General features: G+C 69.8%; 18 protein-coding genes. 10 read left to right on the forward strand and 8 right to left on the reverse strand.

What is annotated here, in order from left to right:
- Positions 1-132: 132 nt before the first annotated feature.
- From FMP39_RS19100 to FMP39_RS19110, 3 genes are all read right to left on the reverse strand, one after another.
- A complete protein-coding gene (locus tag FMP39_RS19100; protein WP_141591771.1) occupies positions 133-1935 on the reverse strand; it encodes an amidohydrolase in 1803 nt (600 codons plus the stop codon).
- A 42-nt stretch (positions 1936-1977) separates the two neighbouring features.
- Positions 1978-2676 (reverse strand): hypothetical protein, encoded by a 699-nt coding sequence (locus FMP39_RS19105; RefSeq protein ID WP_228558117.1) that lies wholly within the window; start codon positions 2674-2676, stop codon positions 1978-1980.
- A gap of 101 nt (positions 2677-2777) precedes the next feature.
- Positions 2778-3551: a rhomboid family intramembrane serine protease gene (locus FMP39_RS19110; RefSeq protein WP_090486063.1), complete on the reverse strand. Its 774-nt coding sequence runs from the start codon at positions 3549-3551 to the stop codon at positions 2778-2780.
- 201 nt (positions 3552-3752) lie between these two features.
- On the opposite strand from FMP39_RS19110, the gene FMP39_RS19115 reads away from it, so the two are divergent.
- Positions 3753-4277 carry a hypothetical protein gene (locus tag FMP39_RS19115; protein ID WP_141591773.1) on the forward strand — a complete coding sequence of 175 codons (525 nt, stop codon included), beginning with the start codon at positions 3753-3755 and terminating at the stop codon, positions 4275-4277.
- Positions 4278-4279: 2 nt separating this feature from the next.
- Here the strand turns inward: FMP39_RS19115 and rnz are convergent, their stop codons facing one another.
- A complete protein-coding gene (gene rnz, locus FMP39_RS19120; RefSeq protein WP_011550794.1) occupies positions 4280-5203 on the reverse strand; it encodes a ribonuclease Z in 924 nt (307 codons plus the stop codon).
- Between the two features lie 119 nt (positions 5204-5322).
- Here rnz and FMP39_RS19125 point away from each other — a divergent pair, with 119 nt between their 5' ends.
- The 4 genes from FMP39_RS19125 to FMP39_RS19140 all read left to right on the forward strand — a co-directional run bounded on the left by FMP39_RS19125 (position 5323) and on the right by FMP39_RS19140 (position 11065).
- A complete protein-coding gene (locus FMP39_RS19125) occupies positions 5323-6000 on the forward strand; it encodes a DUF2293 domain-containing protein (protein ID WP_194858467.1) in 678 nt (225 codons plus the stop codon).
- A 98-nt stretch (positions 6001-6098) separates the two neighbouring features.
- Entirely contained in the window at positions 6099-6830 is a 732-nt protein-coding gene (locus FMP39_RS19130) for a TetR/AcrR family transcriptional regulator (RefSeq protein ID WP_228558118.1), read from the forward strand.
- Positions 6827-7936, forward strand: a complete 1110-nt coding sequence (locus FMP39_RS19135) for an efflux RND transporter periplasmic adaptor subunit (RefSeq protein ID WP_141591776.1) — start codon at positions 6827-6829, stop codon at positions 7934-7936. Before FMP39_RS19130 ends, FMP39_RS19135 begins: the two co-directional genes overlap by 4 nt.
- Before the next feature lie 12 nt (positions 7937-7948).
- Positions 7949-11065, forward strand: a complete 3117-nt coding sequence (locus FMP39_RS19140; protein WP_141591777.1) for an efflux RND transporter permease subunit — start codon at positions 7949-7951, stop codon at positions 11063-11065.
- Positions 11066-11089: 24 nt separating this feature from the next.
- On the opposite strand, the gene FMP39_RS19145 is transcribed toward FMP39_RS19140, so the two are convergent.
- The gene (locus FMP39_RS19145) at positions 11090-11842 is read right to left on the reverse strand and encodes a hypothetical protein (RefSeq protein WP_143043105.1); all 753 of its coding nucleotides are present in this window, start codon (positions 11840-11842) and stop codon (positions 11090-11092) included.
- 55 nt (positions 11843-11897) lie between these two features.
- Between FMP39_RS19145 and FMP39_RS19150 the strand changes: the two genes are divergently transcribed.
- Positions 11898-12455: a DUF2378 family protein gene (locus tag FMP39_RS19150; RefSeq protein WP_141591779.1), complete on the forward strand. Its 558-nt coding sequence runs from the start codon at positions 11898-11900 to the stop codon at positions 12453-12455.
- Between the two features lie 54 nt (positions 12456-12509).
- On the opposite strand, the gene FMP39_RS19155 is transcribed toward FMP39_RS19150, so the two are convergent.
- The 3 genes from FMP39_RS19155 to FMP39_RS19165 form a co-directional block, all read right to left on the reverse strand.
- Positions 12510-12938, reverse strand: a complete 429-nt coding sequence (locus FMP39_RS19155; RefSeq protein WP_186817974.1) for a hypothetical protein — start codon at positions 12936-12938, stop codon at positions 12510-12512.
- Between the two features lie 200 nt (positions 12939-13138).
- Positions 13139-13705, reverse strand: coding sequence for a DUF99 family protein (locus FMP39_RS19160; RefSeq protein WP_141591780.1), 567 nt, complete (start codon positions 13703-13705; stop codon positions 13139-13141).
- Positions 13706-13798: 93 nt separating this feature from the next.
- On the reverse strand, positions 13799-14002 hold the full coding sequence (locus tag FMP39_RS19165) for a cold-shock protein (protein ID WP_002635980.1): 204 nt from the start codon (positions 14000-14002) through the stop codon (positions 13799-13801).
- Between the two features lie 266 nt (positions 14003-14268).
- On the opposite strand from FMP39_RS19165, the gene FMP39_RS19170 reads away from it, so the two are divergent.
- The 4 genes from FMP39_RS19170 to FMP39_RS19185 all read left to right on the forward strand — a co-directional run bounded on the left by FMP39_RS19170 (position 14269) and on the right by FMP39_RS19185 (position 16330).
- Positions 14269-14826, forward strand: coding sequence for a hypothetical protein (locus tag FMP39_RS19170; RefSeq protein ID WP_228558119.1), 558 nt, complete (start codon positions 14269-14271; stop codon positions 14824-14826).
- Entirely contained in the window at positions 14823-15143 is a 321-nt protein-coding gene (locus FMP39_RS19175; RefSeq protein ID WP_011550804.1) for a transcriptional regulator, read from the forward strand. Before FMP39_RS19170 ends, FMP39_RS19175 begins: the two co-directional genes overlap by 4 nt.
- A 111-nt stretch (positions 15144-15254) precedes the next feature.
- The gene (locus tag FMP39_RS19180; RefSeq protein WP_141591781.1) at positions 15255-15743 is read left to right on the forward strand and encodes an SRPBCC family protein; all 489 of its coding nucleotides are present in this window, start codon (positions 15255-15257) and stop codon (positions 15741-15743) included.
- A gap of 41 nt (positions 15744-15784) precedes the next feature.
- Entirely contained in the window at positions 15785-16330 is a 546-nt protein-coding gene (locus FMP39_RS19185) for an SRPBCC family protein (RefSeq protein ID WP_228558120.1), read from the forward strand.
- Positions 16331-16368: the final 38 nt, after the last annotated feature.

Raw genomic sequence — 16368 nt, forward strand, 5'->3', positions numbered from 1 at the left:
GGCCTTGGCTCACAGGAGGGTTGCGGCAAAGCCGTATGCTAGAGCACTCCACGACACGGCGGAAATAGCAGTACACGCCAATTCCCCGCGACAGCCACGTTGCGCCCTGGATTCCCTGACTGTCCTGAGCGCTCAGCGCTGGAAGGCGCGGTAGACCTCCACGCCGGCCACCACCGTCAGCCGCACCTCGGCGCCGGGCAGCGCGGTGACGGGCCCGTCCACAGGGTCCACCGACAGGGCCACGAAGTCCGCGTCCATGCCGGGCTGGAGTCGGCCACGCCGGGCTTCGGCGAAGGACGCGTGCGCCGCGCCCACGGTGAAGCCCTCCAGCGCCTCCTGCCCGCTCAGCCGCTGCTCCCCGTACCAGCCGCCCTCCGGCAGGCCCCGGAGGTCCTGGCGCGTGCGCGCCGCGTACAGGCCCGCCAGCACGTTGGGCCGCTCCACGGGGAAGTCGCTGCCCAACGCCAGCACCGCGCCGGACGCCTTCAGCCGTTGCCACGCGTAGGCCCCGCGGATGCGCTCCGCTCCCACGCGGGCCTCCGCCCACGGCATGTCGCTGGTGGCGTGCGTGGGCTGCACGCTTGCGACGAAGCCGCTGCGGCCCAGCCGTTCGATATCCTCGGGGCGCATGATTTGCGCGTGCTCCACGCGGTGCCGGCCGGACTGGAGCGTGCCAGTGGCCTCGGCCGCGCGCGCGAGCACGTCCAGCACCACCGTGTTGGCCCGGTCTCCAATCGCATGCGTGCACACCTGGAAGCCCCGCGCCATGAAGGCACGCACGCGAGCCTCGTACTCCTCGGGGGACAGCAGCAGCAGGCCGCGGTGGCCGGGTTCGTCGCTGTAGTCCTGGTGCAGCGCCGCGCCCCGGCTGCCCAGCGCGCCATCCAGGGTGAGCTTCACCGCGCGCATCGTGAGCATGCGCCCCTCATAGGGGCCGTCCTTCAGGTACGTCTCCCGGTCGCCCGTCTGTCCATCCGCCATGGCGTAGACGCGCAGCGGCAGCTTGCCTTCCTTGTCCCAGCGCTGGAGCAGGCGGAAGGTGCGCAGGTCCATGCCCGCGTCGTGGACACCGGTGAGGCCCACTTGCGCGCCGCGCTGGAGCGCCGCGGTCAACTGCGCCGCGTGCTGCGCGTCCGTGGCGGGTGGCAGCACGGACTCCACCAGCTCCATGGCGTTGTCCACCAGGATGCCGGTGGGCTCTCCGCCCTCACCTCGGAGGATGCGCCCGCCCGCCGGGTCCTTCGTGTCACGGGTGATGCCCGCGCGGCGCAGCGCCTCGCCGTTGACCCACAGCGCGTGTCCGTCCACGCGGCTCAGCGCCACCGGCCGCAAGGGAAAGCGCTTGTCCAGGTCGGCGCGCGACGGGAAGGTCTTCTCCGGCCAGTCGTTCTGGTCCCAGCCGCGGCCCAGCAGCCACTCGCCCTGGAACGCGGAGGAGGGCGCCAAGGTAAGCCGCTCCAGGGCCTCCTCCTTGGTGTCCACGCCCTGCAGGTCCACCGTCACCAGGCCGCGGCCCAGGCCCGCCAGGTGCCCGTGCGCGTCGGTGAGGCCCGGCACCACCGTGGCGCCGCCCAGGTCCACCACGCGCGCGTCCTTGCCGGCGGCCGCGAGCACCTCGTCCCTGGTGCCGGTGGCCAGCACCTTGCCGTCCTTCACCGCGAGCGCCTGCACCTGGGGCTTCGCCGGGTCCAGCGTCCGGATGCGCTCGGCCACGTACACCGTCGTGGTGGCGGTGGGCTCCGGCACGGGGACCGGGTTGTCATCCACGGGTGGCACGCGCCGGGTGCAGCCCGAAAGGCTTGTCAGAAGGAGTACCGCCCCGAGGAGTCCACCACCGAGTCGTCGTAGCGTCATGTCTGGCACCTGTCTGGAAGCCCGCGCCAATTCCTGGCGCGTCCGGCGCGACACTCTGGCGCACCTGGAAGGGGAGGCCAAGCATGGGCGTCCCCCTCCAGGCGTGTTGACGTCACTGCACGGTTACAGGTTGGTGGGGCAGGGCTGCGAGCGCGGCGAGCAGCCCGTGGACTCCACCTGGTAGGTCAGCTCGTACTTGCCGCCGTGGCCTTCGAGAATCGAGGTGAAGGTGCCCGTCTGGCCACGCAGCGTGGTCCAGCCAATCTGCTCCTGCACATCGAAGATGTGCATGCTCTTGTCCCAGAGCGCCACCAGCTTGCCGCCCGCGCCCACCGTTTGCGTCGTGAACTGCAGCGGCGGCGGATAGGAGTTCAGGGGGCTCCACTCCACCCGCTTGTTCGGCGTCATGTAATCGTCGTTCCAGATGACCTCGGACTGATTGTCGCCGGTGACCTCTGCCTCCAGCCAGGCCTCGTCGTTGCCGTCGATGTCCGACGTGGTGATGCACTTCAGGGACAGCAGGTTCGCCCGCCAGAACAGCGTGTAGTAGGGCCAGTCGGGGTCGGGCTCACCGCCACCACCGCCGCCCTCACAGGATGGGTCATTGCACTGCGCCGGCGGCGCCAGACCGGCCTCCTGCAACTGCTTCTCCAGCGCGATGATGTCCACCGGCTTCGCGTCCGCCGCCTGCGCGTCCACGCTCTCCACCGCGTCCGTCTCCACGGGCGTCTGCGACGGCTCCATGGGCTCCGTACCGCAGGCCGTGAGCGCGAGCACCGCGCCCATCGTCAGCCCCAGCGTCTGTCGCTTCGTCTTGCTCATCCGCATCTGCGCTTCCTTCAGGTGTCTGGCCCCAGCAGCCTGGATACGCAGTGGTTCCCGAAGTCTGGCAATTCACAGATGCGGAAAAAGTCAGAGCCCCATCACGGATGGTTGGGATGGAGCCGGTGGCGCATCGACGTGCGCTGGTTCGTGTAGCGCGTGTTCTGGAACAGCTTGATGAGCGCCATGCCTGCTACGAAGCCACCGATGTGCGCCCAGAAGGCGACGCCGCCGGACGCCTCCGCGCTGACCGTGTTGAGCTGGGGCAGGCCGCTGAAGAGCTGCACGCCGAACCACCACAGCAGCACCGCCCACGCGGGCACGGGGAAGACGCGGATGAAGATGACGATGATGAACAGCATGTTCACCCGCACCCGTGGATAGAGCAGCAGGTACGCGCCCATGACGCCGGAGATGGCGCCGGACGCGCCCACCGTGGGCACCGGCGAGCCCGGGTCCACCAGCAGGTGCGCCGCCGCCGCGGCCAGTCCGCACAGCAGGTAGAACACCACGAAGCGCAGGCGGCCCATGCTGTCCTCGACGTTGTTGCCGAAGACCCAGAAGAAGAGGCAGTTGCCCAGCAGGTGTCCCCAGCCGCCGTGCAGGAACATGGAGGTGATGGGGGTGAGGAGGTTGATGGGCTCGTTGTCCACCACGCACGCCAGCCCATCTCCCAGGGGAACGGGGAGTCCCAGCGCCGCCTTGCCCGTCAGCTCGCCGGGCACCATGCCCAGGTTACAGACGCTGGCGGCCAGCCGGTAGGCGTCCAGGCCCGCGCCCTGGATGAAGACCCAGACGAAGCCGATGGTGCCGAGCAGCAGGTACGTCACGACGGGAGTGCGGAGGGTGGGGTTGTCGTCGCTGATGGGAATCATGTGGGGGCCCCATCATGCGCGTTCCCCTGGCCGGGGGCGGCGGCGGAGGGGGCCTGGATGTGCGGCGCTGGACGCATGGGCACCCATACGGACGGAGCGGGTGGGATGCTTGCCCAGGGAAACCATCCCCGGGGAGACTTGGCGGTGGGAAGAAGGTTGAGGGATGTTGAGCCGCCTCACACTCCCGTGGAGTCCTGAGAAATGAACCTGTCGATGCTGTCGCGCGGCGCCGCCGCGCTCCTCGTGGTCGCTGCGCTGTCCCTCACCACCACTGGTTGCGCCGGCCGCCGCCGCGAAGCCTTCCTGCTGGAGAAGGCGCGCAACCACGTCTACCGCAAGCCCGTGGCGGAGGTGTATCCGCAGGCGCTCGCCCTGCTGAAGGAGAAGGGCTACTCCTTCAAGACGGGCCAGAGCGGCTTCGAGGCCACCACCGAGTGGTTGATGCAGGGTGCCCCGTCGTCGCTGGGCACCACCCAGGTGCGTTACCTGGTGCGCGGCATCGAGAAGGGCCCGGGCCAGTCCTCGGTGGAGTTCACCCGGCAGCTCGTCACGCAGTCCGCGGGCGCCGCCAACACCTCCGGCCGCGCGCCTGACGTCTCCGAGCCCGCCGTGCGCGCCGACGGCGGCAACATCACCCGGGACGAGGCGCTGGAGTGGGAGCTGGTCCAGCGCGTGGACGCCGAGTCCGCGTCGGCCCTGCGCGCCGAGTCCGAGAAGATTCAGTAGCCTCAGTCCCGGAGGGGCAATTCGACGGTGAACCCGTCGAAGGCCACCTCCACCGGCCCCTGGTACTCCTCACGCGCCTGCGTGAGCAGCTTCGAGGGGTCGGTGTCGTGCCGGCTGGAGAGGTGGGTGAGCACCAGCCGCCGTGCTCCCGCCTCTCGCGCCACACGCGCCGCTTCCCGCGCGGTGGAGTGCCGGGTCTCCACGGCCCGCTCCTGTTCGTCGTCGGAGAAGGTGGACTCGTGGACCAGCAGGTCCGCGTCCTTCGCGGCCTTCACCAGCGCCGGGCACGGGCGCGTGTCCCCGGAGATGACCAGCCGGCGCCCCGGGCGTGGCGCGCCGAGCACGTCCTCCGGCTTCACCGTCCGCCCGTCCTCCAGCGTCACCGGCTCGCCCCGCTGGAGCTTTCCGAAGCTGGGGCCCTCTGGCACGCCCAGTGAGCGCGCCACGTCCAGGTTGAAGCGCCCGGGCCGGTCGTCCTCCACCAGCGCGTAGCCCAGGGCATTGATGCGGTGGTCCACGCCCACCGCGTGGACCGCGTAGCCCTTGCGCGGCACCACGTCACCGTCCTTCAGTTCGTGAATCTCCACTGGGAAGGACATGGACTCCACGCCCAGGTGGACGGCCTGGTGGAGCAGGCGCTTCGCGGAGGGCGGGCCGTACAGGTGGATGGGCTCGGAGCGCCCCGTCATGCCCAGCGTGCGCAGGAAGCCGATGATGCCCAGGTAGTGGTCCGCGTGGAAATGCGTGAAGAACACCGCGTCCACGGTGAAGCCGGTGCCGTAGCGCACCATCTGCCGCTGGCTGCCCTCACCGCAGTCGAAGAGCAGCAGGTCCGAGTGCGCCTTCACCGCGAGTCCGGACAGGTTCCGGTGCAGCGTGGGCTGCGCGGCGGATGTACCGAGGAACGTGAGCCTGAGGAGGGACATGCCGGCACTTCCCACGCGTTGAGGACCTCCCGCGCCAGGCAACCGCCGACGCGAGGGGGCCATTTACCAGGGTTGGAGGCACCCATGCTATGTGGCCGCCCCCGACCTCGGACTTCACCATGCCTGAATCCCTGACCTTCGCGCCGACTTCGGACCCTCGCCGCGTGCGCGCGCCGGATGGCCGCGTGCTCACCGTGCCGGACGGCTGGGCCCTGCTTCCCCCCGGTGACGCCGGGCTCACCCGCCGCGTGAAGGCGGCGGGGCCCTCCTGGACCGTGGCGGAGAAGGTGGGCCGCAAGCTCTTCTCCCGGGGCGTGTGGGCGCCGGAAGCGCACATCCTCCACGCCCGCGCCGCCCTCGAGGCCGAGCGCGCCACCCCCGCCTACGAGAAGAAGCTGGCCGCAGGACGCGAGCGCCGCGCCCGCGAGCAGGAGGCCTACGAGGTCGACTTCGCCAACGCCGTGCTGCGCTTCCTCGCCTTCTCCCCGGCGTGGCTGCCGCACGCCAAGCGCATGGCGGTGCTCGTCGCCGCCCATGCCACCCCCGTGGGCAGCGGCACCGTGGCCCGCACGGAGCGCATCCCCCTGGAGCGCCGCGCCGAGGCCGCCGTCATCGCGTGGATGCGACATCAGACCACGAGCTACGACGACATGCGCATCGCCCGGGTGAAGGGCGCCCGGCGGGAGGTGCGCCGGGAGCTGGCGGACATCTCCCGCGCCGTGCTGGACCTGCACCGCCGCGATGTCCCCCACGGGCCCGCCGCGTGCCCGCTGTGCACCGCGCTGGCTCGGACCTGAGCGTCGGAACGCACCCACAGTCGCAGTTCCTGGGTAACTGACCCGGTGTTCAGAAACCTTGCGTGGTTAATGACCGGCGGGTTAGGAATCCGGCCAGCATGGCCCGTCCCGCCGACCCTCACGCTCGGAGTGCGCTGGTGTCCGCGGCCCGGCGGGAGTTCGCTCGCCGGGGGCTGAAGGGCGCGCGCATCGAGGACATCACCGCCGCGTGCGGGCTGTCCAAGGGCGCCTTCTACCTGCACTTTCCGTCCAAGGAGGCGCTGTTCGGGGAGGTGGTGGGCGCGTTCGAGTCCGGGCTGATGGAGATGAACGGGCGTCGCATGGCGCGCATGGAGGGCTTCTTCCAGACGCACGGCATCCCGGGAGCGCAGGACCGCATCGAGCGCAGCGAGCGCTACCTGCGGTTCCTCCAACTGGAGAAAGAGCACGACCTGGAGGCCCTGGACTGGGTGTGGGAGTTCCGGGACGTGTCCCTGGTCCTCACCAGCGGCAGCCAGGGCACGGAGTTCGAATCCCTGCTGTGGCGCGTGACGGATGCCCAGGTGGAGCGCATCTCCCACGACTTCCGGCGGCTGCAGGAGGCTGGCGCCATGGACCCGGAGTTGGACGCGCGAATCTTCGCCTCCATCATCGTCGGGTCCTTCCTGCTGCTCTCCACGCAGATGGCGCGGCTGGATGAGAAGCCGGACCTGAACGCGTGGGCGAACACGCTCCAGCGGCTGTGCCAGGAGGGCACCCGTCCGGCGTTGCCCGCCCCGTCCAAGCGTGTTGCGCGCCGGCCCCGGGCCGCCGCCGAGAAACCCCGAAAGACCCCGAGGAAACGCTCGTGAAACCCAACCTGAAGCCGTCCGCTGTCCGCGTGTTCGCCGCGGCGGGCATGGCCACCGCCGTGCTGTCGCTGACCGCATGCCAGAAGGCGGATGCCTCGTCGTCGCCGCCCGCCAAGGGCTCGGCGCAGGAGGTGGTGCCCACGGTGAAGGTCGTCTCCGCGCGGACGGTGCGGGCCGCGCCGAGCGAGTCGGTGACGGGGACGCTGTTTCCCGCGCAGGGATTGATGGTGGGCTTCGAGGTGGGAGGCCGCCTGTCGCTCGTCCGGGTGAAGAAGGGGCAGGGGGTGAAGAAGGGCGACGTGCTGGCGCAGCTGGACCCGGAGATTGCCGACGCGCAGGTGGCCCAGGCCGAGGCCGCGGTGGCCGCAGCGGAGGCCGCCTCCACCATGGCCGCCGACGTCGCCGCCCGCAACGAGAAGCTCCAGCAGCAGGGCGGGGTGAGCGAGGTGGCCCACCGCACCGCCAGCGCCAACGCGGCGCAGGCGCAGGCGCAGTGGATGGCCGCCAAGGCGCAGCTGGCCCAGGCGCGCGCGTCCCGCCGCCGGCATGACCTGCGGGCGCCCTTCGACGGCACCATCATCGACGCACCGGAGCAGACGGGCGCGACGGTGGCGCCGGGCACGCCGCTGTTCAACCTGGAGCGCCTGGACACGCTGCTCTTGAAGACGACGGTGTCGGAGGCCCTGCGCTCGCAGTTGGAGCACGGCGCCAAGGTGCGCGTGGAGTCGGTGGGCGCGCGTGTGTCCTCGGACGAGGCGGTGGTGCGCACCATCCTCCCCTCCGCGGACCCCGCCACGCGCCGCATTCCGGTGGAGCTGGCCGTCCCCAACGCGGATGGCCGCTTCGTGGCGCACACGCTGGCGCGGGCCGTGCTTTCACTGGGGCAGGTGCAGGACGCCCAGGTGCTGCCGGGCACCGCGTTGTCGGCCCTCAACGGGGACCATGTCTGGGTGGTGGCGTCCGGTCAGGTGCGCCGCGTGGACGTGCGGGTGTTGGAGCGGCGCGAGCAGGGCGAGGTGGTGGTGCTGGCGTCCTCGCCGCTCGACTCCGTCGTTGACCACCCCACTCCGGGCCTGTCGCAGGGCGCCCGCGTCTCCGTGAAGTAGGGAGCCCTCCCCATGCTGCTCAGCGACGTCTCCATCCGCAGGCCCGTCTTCACCGCGATGTTGTCGCTGTGCCTCGTCGTGCTCGGCCTCATGGGCCTGGGCCGCCTGGGCACCGACCTCTATCCGGACGTGTCCTTCCCGGTGGTGGTCATCAACACCGTCTACAAAGGCGCGGGTCCGGGCGAAATCGAAACGCAGGTCATCAAGCCCATCGAAGACGCCGTCGCTGGCATCAGCGGCGTGGACAAGATTCACTCCTACAGCCGGGAGAACGTGGGCATCGTGGTGGTGCAGTTCAAGATGACCGCCCCGCTGGACCGCGCGGTGCAGGACGTGCGCGACAAGGTCGCCGGCATCGTCAGCCGCCTGCCCCAGGACGCGGACGCGCCCGTCATCGGCCGCGTGGACCTGGGGGCCACGCCCATCCTCACCTACGCCGTCTCCGCGGAGCTGCCCTCGCAGGAGCTGCGCCGGCTCATCGACGACCGCGTGAAGCCCGCGCTCGCGCAGTTGGAAGGCGCCGCCGAGGTGCGCGTCACAGGAGGAGACACGCGCGAGGTGCAAATCGACATCGATTTGGACAAGGCGCGCGCGGCGGGCGTGTCCCCGCTGGACATCGCCCAGCGCGTGGCGTCGGAGAACCTGGACCTGCCCGCGGGCCGGCTCCAACTGGGCGCCTCCGAGATGACGGTGCGCTCGCTGGGGCAGTTCCAGAACGTGGATGAAATCCGCGACCTGCCGGTGGCGCGCAGCGCGACGGGCGCGCAGGTGCGGCTGGGCGAAATCGCCAGCGTGACGGACGGCGTTGCGGAGCGGCGCACCCTGGCGCGCCTCAACGGGCAGGACGCGGTCATCCTGGAAATCGTCAAGCAGCCGGGCTCCAACACCGTCGCGGTGAGCGAGGCGGTGCGGAAGGTGATGGCGCAGATGGGCTCGGTGGTGGGGCATGGCTTCCAGGCCACGTTGCTCATCAACCAGTCGGACATCATCCAGGAGAACGCGCACGAGGTCTGGGTGGCGCTCATCTTCGGTGGCGCGATGGCGGTGCTCATCATCCTCATCTTCCTGCTGGACGTGCGCGGCACCTTCATTTCGGCACTGGCGCTGCCCACCTCCGTGCTGGGCACCTTCTTCGTGATGTACGTGCTGGACTACACGCTCAACCAGATGACGCTGCTGGGCCTGTCGCTGGCCATCGGTCTGCTCATCGACGACGCGGTGGTGGTTCGCGAGGCGATTACCCACCGGCTGGAGAAGGGTGAAGACCCGGAGAGCGCCGCGTCCAACGGCACCAAGGACGTGGGCTTGGCGGTGCTCGCCACCACGCTGTCGCTGGTGGCGGTGTTCGTGCCGGTGGCCTTCATGCCTGGCATCGTCGGCCAGTTCTTCCGGCAGTTCGGCATCACCATCTCCGTGGCGGTGCTGATTTCCCTGTTTATCTCCTTCACGCTGGACCCGATGATGTCGGCGCGGCTGGCGAAGCGGCGCGTGCCGGGCGAGGTCCGCCAGGAGAACGCGGTGGCCGCGGCGCTGCGCCGCTTCCTGGACGGCACCGAGCGCGTCTACGAGTCCATTCTCCGCTGGGTGCTGGCGCACAAGTGGACGACGGTGGGCCTCACGCTGGTGCTGCTGGTGGTGTCCTTCGGAGGCGCCAGCCGCCTGGGCATGGAGTTCATGCCCGCGGAGGACCGCTCGCAGTTCTTCGTGGACCTGACGCTGCCGGACTCGGCGAGCATCCGGGAGTCGGAGGCCCGCACCGCCGACGCGGAAGCGCTGCTGCGCCAGCTTCCGGAGGTGACGGACGTCTACTCCATCGTCGGCAAGGACGGCGATGTGAACAAGTCCCGCATGCGCGTGCTGACGGTGGGCAAGGACGCGCGCACCAAGGGCATCCAGGTGCTGAAGGAGGACGCGCGCGCCCTGCTGGAGCCAGGGCTGGTGGGCACGCGGGTGAACCTGAGCGACCCGCCCATCCTGGAGGGCATGGGCGACTACTACCCCATCATGGTGCGCATCACCGGACCGGACCTGGTGCGCGTCAACGAGGAGGCCGAGCGCGTCGCGGGCATCCTCCGCGAACTGCCGGGCACCGCGGACGTGCGCGTGGAGTCCAACCCGCCCAAGCCGGAGATGCAGGTGCTCATCGACCGCGCGCGCGCCAGCGACGTGGACCTGCACGCGGGCGCGCTGGCCACGCAGTTGCGGCTGGCCATTGGCGGTGACGTGGTGGCGAAGCTGCGCGAGGGCATCACCGAGACGGACATCCGCGTGCGCCTGTCGGAGAAGGACCGCGCCACGCCGGAGCGCGTGCGCCAACTGGAGGTGTACACGCCCAGCGGCCTGCGCCCGCTGACGGACGTGGCCCGGGTGGAGATGAAGAACGGCCCCAGCCTCATCGAGCATGAGAACCGCGAGCGGCAAATCGCCGTGTACTCGCAGTTGGGCCCGGGCGCGGCGCTGGGCGACATCGCCCGGGAGCTGAAGGCGCGCGTGGCGGCCCAGCCGCTGCCACCGGGCTACGCGCTCATCTACGACGGGCAGATGAAGAACCTGGACGAGCAGAACGACGCCTTCGGCGCGGCGTTCGGTCTGGCCTTCATCTTCATCTACATGGTGCTCGCCAGCCAGTTCGAGTCCTACAAGCACCCGCTCACCATCATGGTGTCGCTGCCACTGGCCCTGGTGGGCGCGCTGCTGGGACTGGTGGTGACGGGCTTCCACCTGTCCATGGGCGCCATGATTGGCATCATCCTGCTGATGGGCCTGGTGACGAAGAACGCGATTCTGCTCATCGACGGCGCGCTTCAGAACCTGCGGGAAGGCGACACGGTGGACGAAGCGCTGCTCAAGGCGGGCCCGCGCCGGCTGCGGCCCATCCTGATGACGAGCGCGGCCATGGCCATCGCCATGGTGCCCACGGCGGTGGGCACGGGCACGGGTTCGGAGTTCCGCGCACCCATGGCCATCTCCGTGATTGGTGGCGTCATCACCTCCACCTTCCTCACGCTGCTGGTGGTGCCGGTGGTGTTCGCCGGCATGGAGCGCCTGGGCTTCAAGCGCGGCCGTCGGCGCGATGATGCCGCCGCGCCGCCGCACCAGGTGGAGCCCAGGCCCGGTCAGGCGGCCTGAGGTCCACAGGCTCGGCGGGGGCGTTCATCCCCCCGCGTACAGCGGCGCCATCGCATCCACGATGGCGCCCATCAGCCGCTGTCCGTCGGGCGTGTCCGGGCAGAGTCCGCCCCAGACGAGCGTGAGGCGTTCGGCCACCGGGCGGAAGTACATTCGCCCGCGCATGCGGACCGGTTCGTAGCTCTCCCGGCCGCCCACGAGGTAGTCCTCCTCTGGCACGCCGAACACGGCGTAGTAGGTGAGGTCCGGCGCCTGCGCGTCCTGCACCCGGTGCAGTCCGCTGGGGATGATGCAGCCCACCTCCGCCATGTGCCACGGGCCTTCACGGCCCTGGCGCACGTCCAGCACCTCGAAGCACATCTTCGACGCGGGGCAGCCCAGCTCTCCGGCCGTGAGGAAGTTGTAGTCGAGCCGCGGAATCTCCAGCATCTCGTCCAGGTCCGGGCGGCCGTCGCGGGTGAATCCCCACGGGCTGCCATCCCGCTTGTACGAGCGGATGCCGTAGGCACCGTAGAAGACGTTGTACCAGGGGCTGTGCGGGTTGAAGTAGTTGGAGCAACCGGCCCGCTCCGGGAAGTCTCCGATGGTGAAGGCCACCAGCAGGTCCATCAGCCGCTTGGTGTCGAAGGCCATGAAGGGTTCATGCGCCACCGCGCCAATCGACCCGCGGATGGCGGGCACCGGTGTGGCGATACCGGCCTCCGCCAGGAAGTTCTTCTTCCCCGGCAGCGGCGTGGCTTTCATGGCCAGGATGGCGAGCTCTCGTTGCAGACCCATGGAATTCCTACCCCCTCGCCGCACATCCTAGCGGAGGAAGGGTACACTGCTGAACATGCCGGAGAAGCTCGTCTTCGAGCACACCTTGGAGGGTCTCTTCGTGCGGGGACTGGGTGCCCGCGTCACCCCCGTGCTCCGCGAGCGGCTGCGGGAGGTGGGCGTGGACCTGGAGCGCAAGCTGCAGCCCGCCTACGCCTTTGAAACATGGTGCTTCGCCGTGCGCGTGGCCGCGCGCGAGCTGCACCCGGACGTGCCCGACGACGTGGGCTACGCGCTGCTGGGTGAGCGCATGGTGGACGGCTACCGGGAGACGGTGCTGGGCCGCGCGGCCTTCGGTGTGATTCAGCTCCTGGGCCCCCGCCGGTGCGTGAGCCGGGCCCGGCAGATGTTCCGCTCCGGGAACAACTACACGGAGACACGCCTGGACGACGTGTCCCCCACCGAAGTGGACCTGTGGATGAACGAGGCCGGGGCCATCCGCTACTTCACGCAAGGCGCGCTACGCGCGGGCCTGCGCGCCGTGGGAGCGCCGCATGCCGAGGTGCAGGTGCGCGCCTTCACCGACGAAGGCGTCACCTACCGGCTTACGTGGCGCAACGGCCACGAGGCCTGAGCCTGCTGGGATTCCAGGGGCTGGAGCCGTCCTGCTCCAGCCTGGAGGTGTGTCTCAGCGCGCCGCGTGCTCCACCGCGTCTTCCGGAGCCGCGCCTAGGAAGTAGCGCGAGCGCGCCTTGGCGAGCTGCGAGTGCGCTTCCTCCAGCGACACGCAGTCCACCGTGATGTCGTTGTCAGCCGCCGCCGCCGAGGCCACCCGCGCCGTCTGCAGCCGGGCGATGGTGGAATCCGAGACGTGCGCGCACATGACGCAGCCCATCTGCCGGCCGTAGGCCACCACCTCTCCGAAGAGGCTGGCGGACTCCGGCTCCAGGGTCCTGAGCCCACGCATGTCCGCGAGCACCAGGTGTCGTCCTCCTCCGTAGGAGTCTGTTTCGTGACGATACCGGCTCGCGAAGTCCCGCATCTCGTTCGGCCTGACGAACCCACTCAACCGCACGGTGACGGTACGGCGATTCTTGTCATTGATGACTTCGAACATGCGTGCGCCCTCCTCGCGAGGCAAAGATTAACATGAAGACAAACGGGGTTCCATGCGGCCCCCCAGGGCAGGTTCATGGCTGGAAGAGTGTGCAAGCGTGTCTGGGTTGTCTGGCGCCGGTGGAAGTTTCCGCGCGCTGGCACCCGCATGTGGTGACGGCGCAATCCTCCGCCAGGAGGTGAAGCCCGTCTGGGAAAGGCTCAGGCGCGCTGACTGCTCTGGCCGGTGACGACGGCGGAGCCGATGAGGTGCGCCAGCCGCAGGGGCTCGGGGACGAGGCCGCGGTCCGTCACGCGCGCCAGCGCCTCCGCCACCCAGGAGGGCTCCGCGCCCTGCACCTGGAAGGTGAAGCCTCCCAATTGGTGGATGGGGCCCGCGCGCTTCAGCTTCGCCCAGCGCGCGTCCGCGCGAGGCAGACGCCGCAGCGCGCGCTCCACCGCGTCCAGGTCCGGTGGCCGCCGCATCACCGCCACGCACGGCCGCTTCAGCCGGCTGGCCAGCAGGGGCAGGTCCACGACGTTGAAGCCGCCGAACGCAATGCCATCCAGCAGCACCAGGTGGAGCTGCGGGAGGAACTTCCCGCCTTCCAGCAGCCGGCACACCTCCCGCGTGGCGTTCCAGCCGTCGCGGCGCACCCGTCCCCAGACGAGTCCTTCGAAGCGCGTGCCTCCACACACCACGCCCGCCAGGGGCACGGCGGCGCCAGGGCGGCGCGCGAAGGGGCCGTCGTCGAAGCCGATGACACGCGGGAAGCGGGGCAGGCGCATGGGCCACGCAGCCTCTCAGGGGGCGCCCGCAAAGAGAAAGCCCGGACTCGCCATCCGCGAGACCGGGCTTTCATGGCTTCGCCGGACCGCCGTTCAGGCCGCGCGAACGTTCTGCGCCTGCAGACCCTTGGGGCCCCGGCCTACTTCGAACTCCACCTTCTGGCCTTCCTGCAGGGTGCGGAAGCCATCCATGTTGATGGCGCTGTGATGGACGAACACGTCCTCACCGCCGCCGTCCTGCACGATGAACCCAAAGCCCTTCGCATCGTTGAACCACTTGACGGTACCGGTTGCCATGAATCGCGTTCTTTCGTTCCAAAGCGGCTGGGTGGCCGCGGATATCGCCCTCTCAGAAACTGAAGGGCTGTGCTGCGAGCCATAGTCTGCCCGGGGCGGGCCACCGAGTGGAAGCCCCCCTGGTTCCCCAGCAGCCAGGAATTCGCGGGTGGACAGGCTTCCTACCCTCGGTGCCCGGGCAGGCGAGGCGCGCATCGCCATGCGTCACGGGCCGCGTGCCTACCGTAGTGGCGACTTCACGACGGCAAGACTGGAAGGAGCGCCACATGGCTGAACCGCAGACCCTGAGCCCGTCCACCCCCAGACTCGTCCCGCCCCCGGTGCCTCCGGAGGGGCGCTTCCGGCGGGGCGTGCGCCGCGCCATGGACCGGAGCGCCGCCGCTGGCATCATCTCCCGTCCGCTCCTGGGACGGCTGCCGTTGCGCCGGTGGGTGCCCCAGGACCTGCACTCGCTCATGGACTACAAGGGCGGGACGGCCTCGGTGGTGGCGGGGGTGTTGTCCGGAGATGCCGTGGCGAAGTCCGCGGGCATTGCCCTGGGGTCCACCATCCTCGGTGTGTCATTGTTGACGGACTACCGCATCAGCTTGACCAAGCTCATCCCCATCGAAGCGCATGAAATCGCCGACTATGCCTTTGGCGCCGCGTCCATCCTCTCGCCCTTCGTGCTGGGCTATGCGAAGCGCAGCCCGCTGGCCGCGGCCATCCACGTGGCGGTGGGCGTGACGACCGTGCTCGCGTCGCTGGTGACGGACTACCGGTGCCAGACGGGCATGCACCTGGGCGGCGAGCTGGCGACGGACCCGGGGGCGATTGGCGCGTGAGTGCCCCTGTTCCTCCAGCGCGCGGCAGCACCGTGCGCGGCGCGCTGGAGGCGGCGCTGACGTCCGCCCCGGAGAGCGGCCTCACCGCGAAGGACCTCTCCGCCCTGGTGGGCATCTCCGAGAAGGACGTGGCCGGGCACCTGGAGCACCTGGAGAAATCCCTCAAGGTCCAGGGCGCCCGCCTGGAGGTGTTGCCCGCCTCATGCCTGGCGTGTGGCTTCACCTTCAAGGACCGCAGGCGCTTCACGCGGCCCGGTGCCTGCCCCCAGTGCCGCGCCACGCGCATCGATCCGCCGGCCTTCCGCGTCATCGGTTGAAAGCACCTGGTGGCGCCGTCCCGGGCTCGGTGGAAATTTCACCATTCGGTTGACAATCGAGCGGTGGTTGCAGAAATACTCAACCAACTGGGTGAATATTGGGAGTGTGTCATGGCGTCGACAGGGAATGACAAGGGTGCGCCGGTTGCCACGGCGATGATGATGATTCGCCGTCCCGTGGCGGACGTCTTCGCGGCCTTCGTGGACCCCGCAATCACCACGAAGTTCTGGTTCAGCCGGGGCAGCGCGCGGCTCCAGCCCGGCGGCACGGCGCAGTGGTTTTGGGACACCTACGGCGTGTCGGCCACCGTGAACGTGTTGGACTTCGAGCCCGGCGCCCGCCTGCGCATCGAGTGGGGCGACCCGGGGGCGATGACCTTCGTCGAGTGGACCTTCACGACGCTGTCGCCGGACCGCACGTTTGTCCGCGTCGTCGAGTCCGGCTTCCGGGGTGACGACAAGGCCGTCGTGGCGCGAGCGCTGGACAGCACCGGGGGCTTCAACCTGCTCCTCGCCGGGGCCAAGGCCTGGCTGGAGCACGGCATCGCGCTCGCGCTCGTTCCGGACCATGTCCCCGAGGACGCGCGGCACCTCGTCTGACGCCGCGGTTCCCCCCACCCCCACGCATGACCGAAGGCGCCATGAAACGAGACTCGCACGCCCGCCTGTTGTCCTCCGACACCGTCCGATTCGAACGCCTGCTGCCCGGCCCCATCGAGCGCGTGTGGGCCTATCTCACCGAGCCGGAGAAGCGCCGGCTGTGGCTCGCGGGCGGCCCCACGGAGACGAAGGTCGGTGGCAAGGTGGAGCTGCTGTTCCGCCACGCCGAGCTGTCAGAGGAAGGCGGCGCCCCACCGTCGCGCCATGCGGACATGGCACAGGGCCACGTCAATGTGGGGCGCGTGACGGCGTGTGAGCCGCCGCACGTGTTTGCCTATACGTGGGCGGAGAACCACGGGGACCCGTCAGAGGTCCGCTTCGAGCTGACCGAGCGCGAGGACGGCGTTCTGCTGACCGTCACCCACGTGCGACTCGATGGCCGGGACTCCCTGCGCAGCGTGGCGGGCGGCTGGCATACGCACCTCGACCTCCTGGTCGACCGGCTGAATGGACAGCGCTCGCCTGACTTCTGGGAAGCCTACGAGCGCGTCCACGCCGAGTACGTCACGCGCCCGGGCTTTGAGTAACGCGGTTGCTGGCGCTCCCGCGGTGCATCCGGGGGCGG

This window comes from Myxococcus sp. AB056 (genome assembly GCF_006547365.1).
Taxonomy (GTDB): domain Bacteria; phylum Myxococcota; class Myxococcia; order Myxococcales; family Myxococcaceae; genus Myxococcus; species Myxococcus virescens.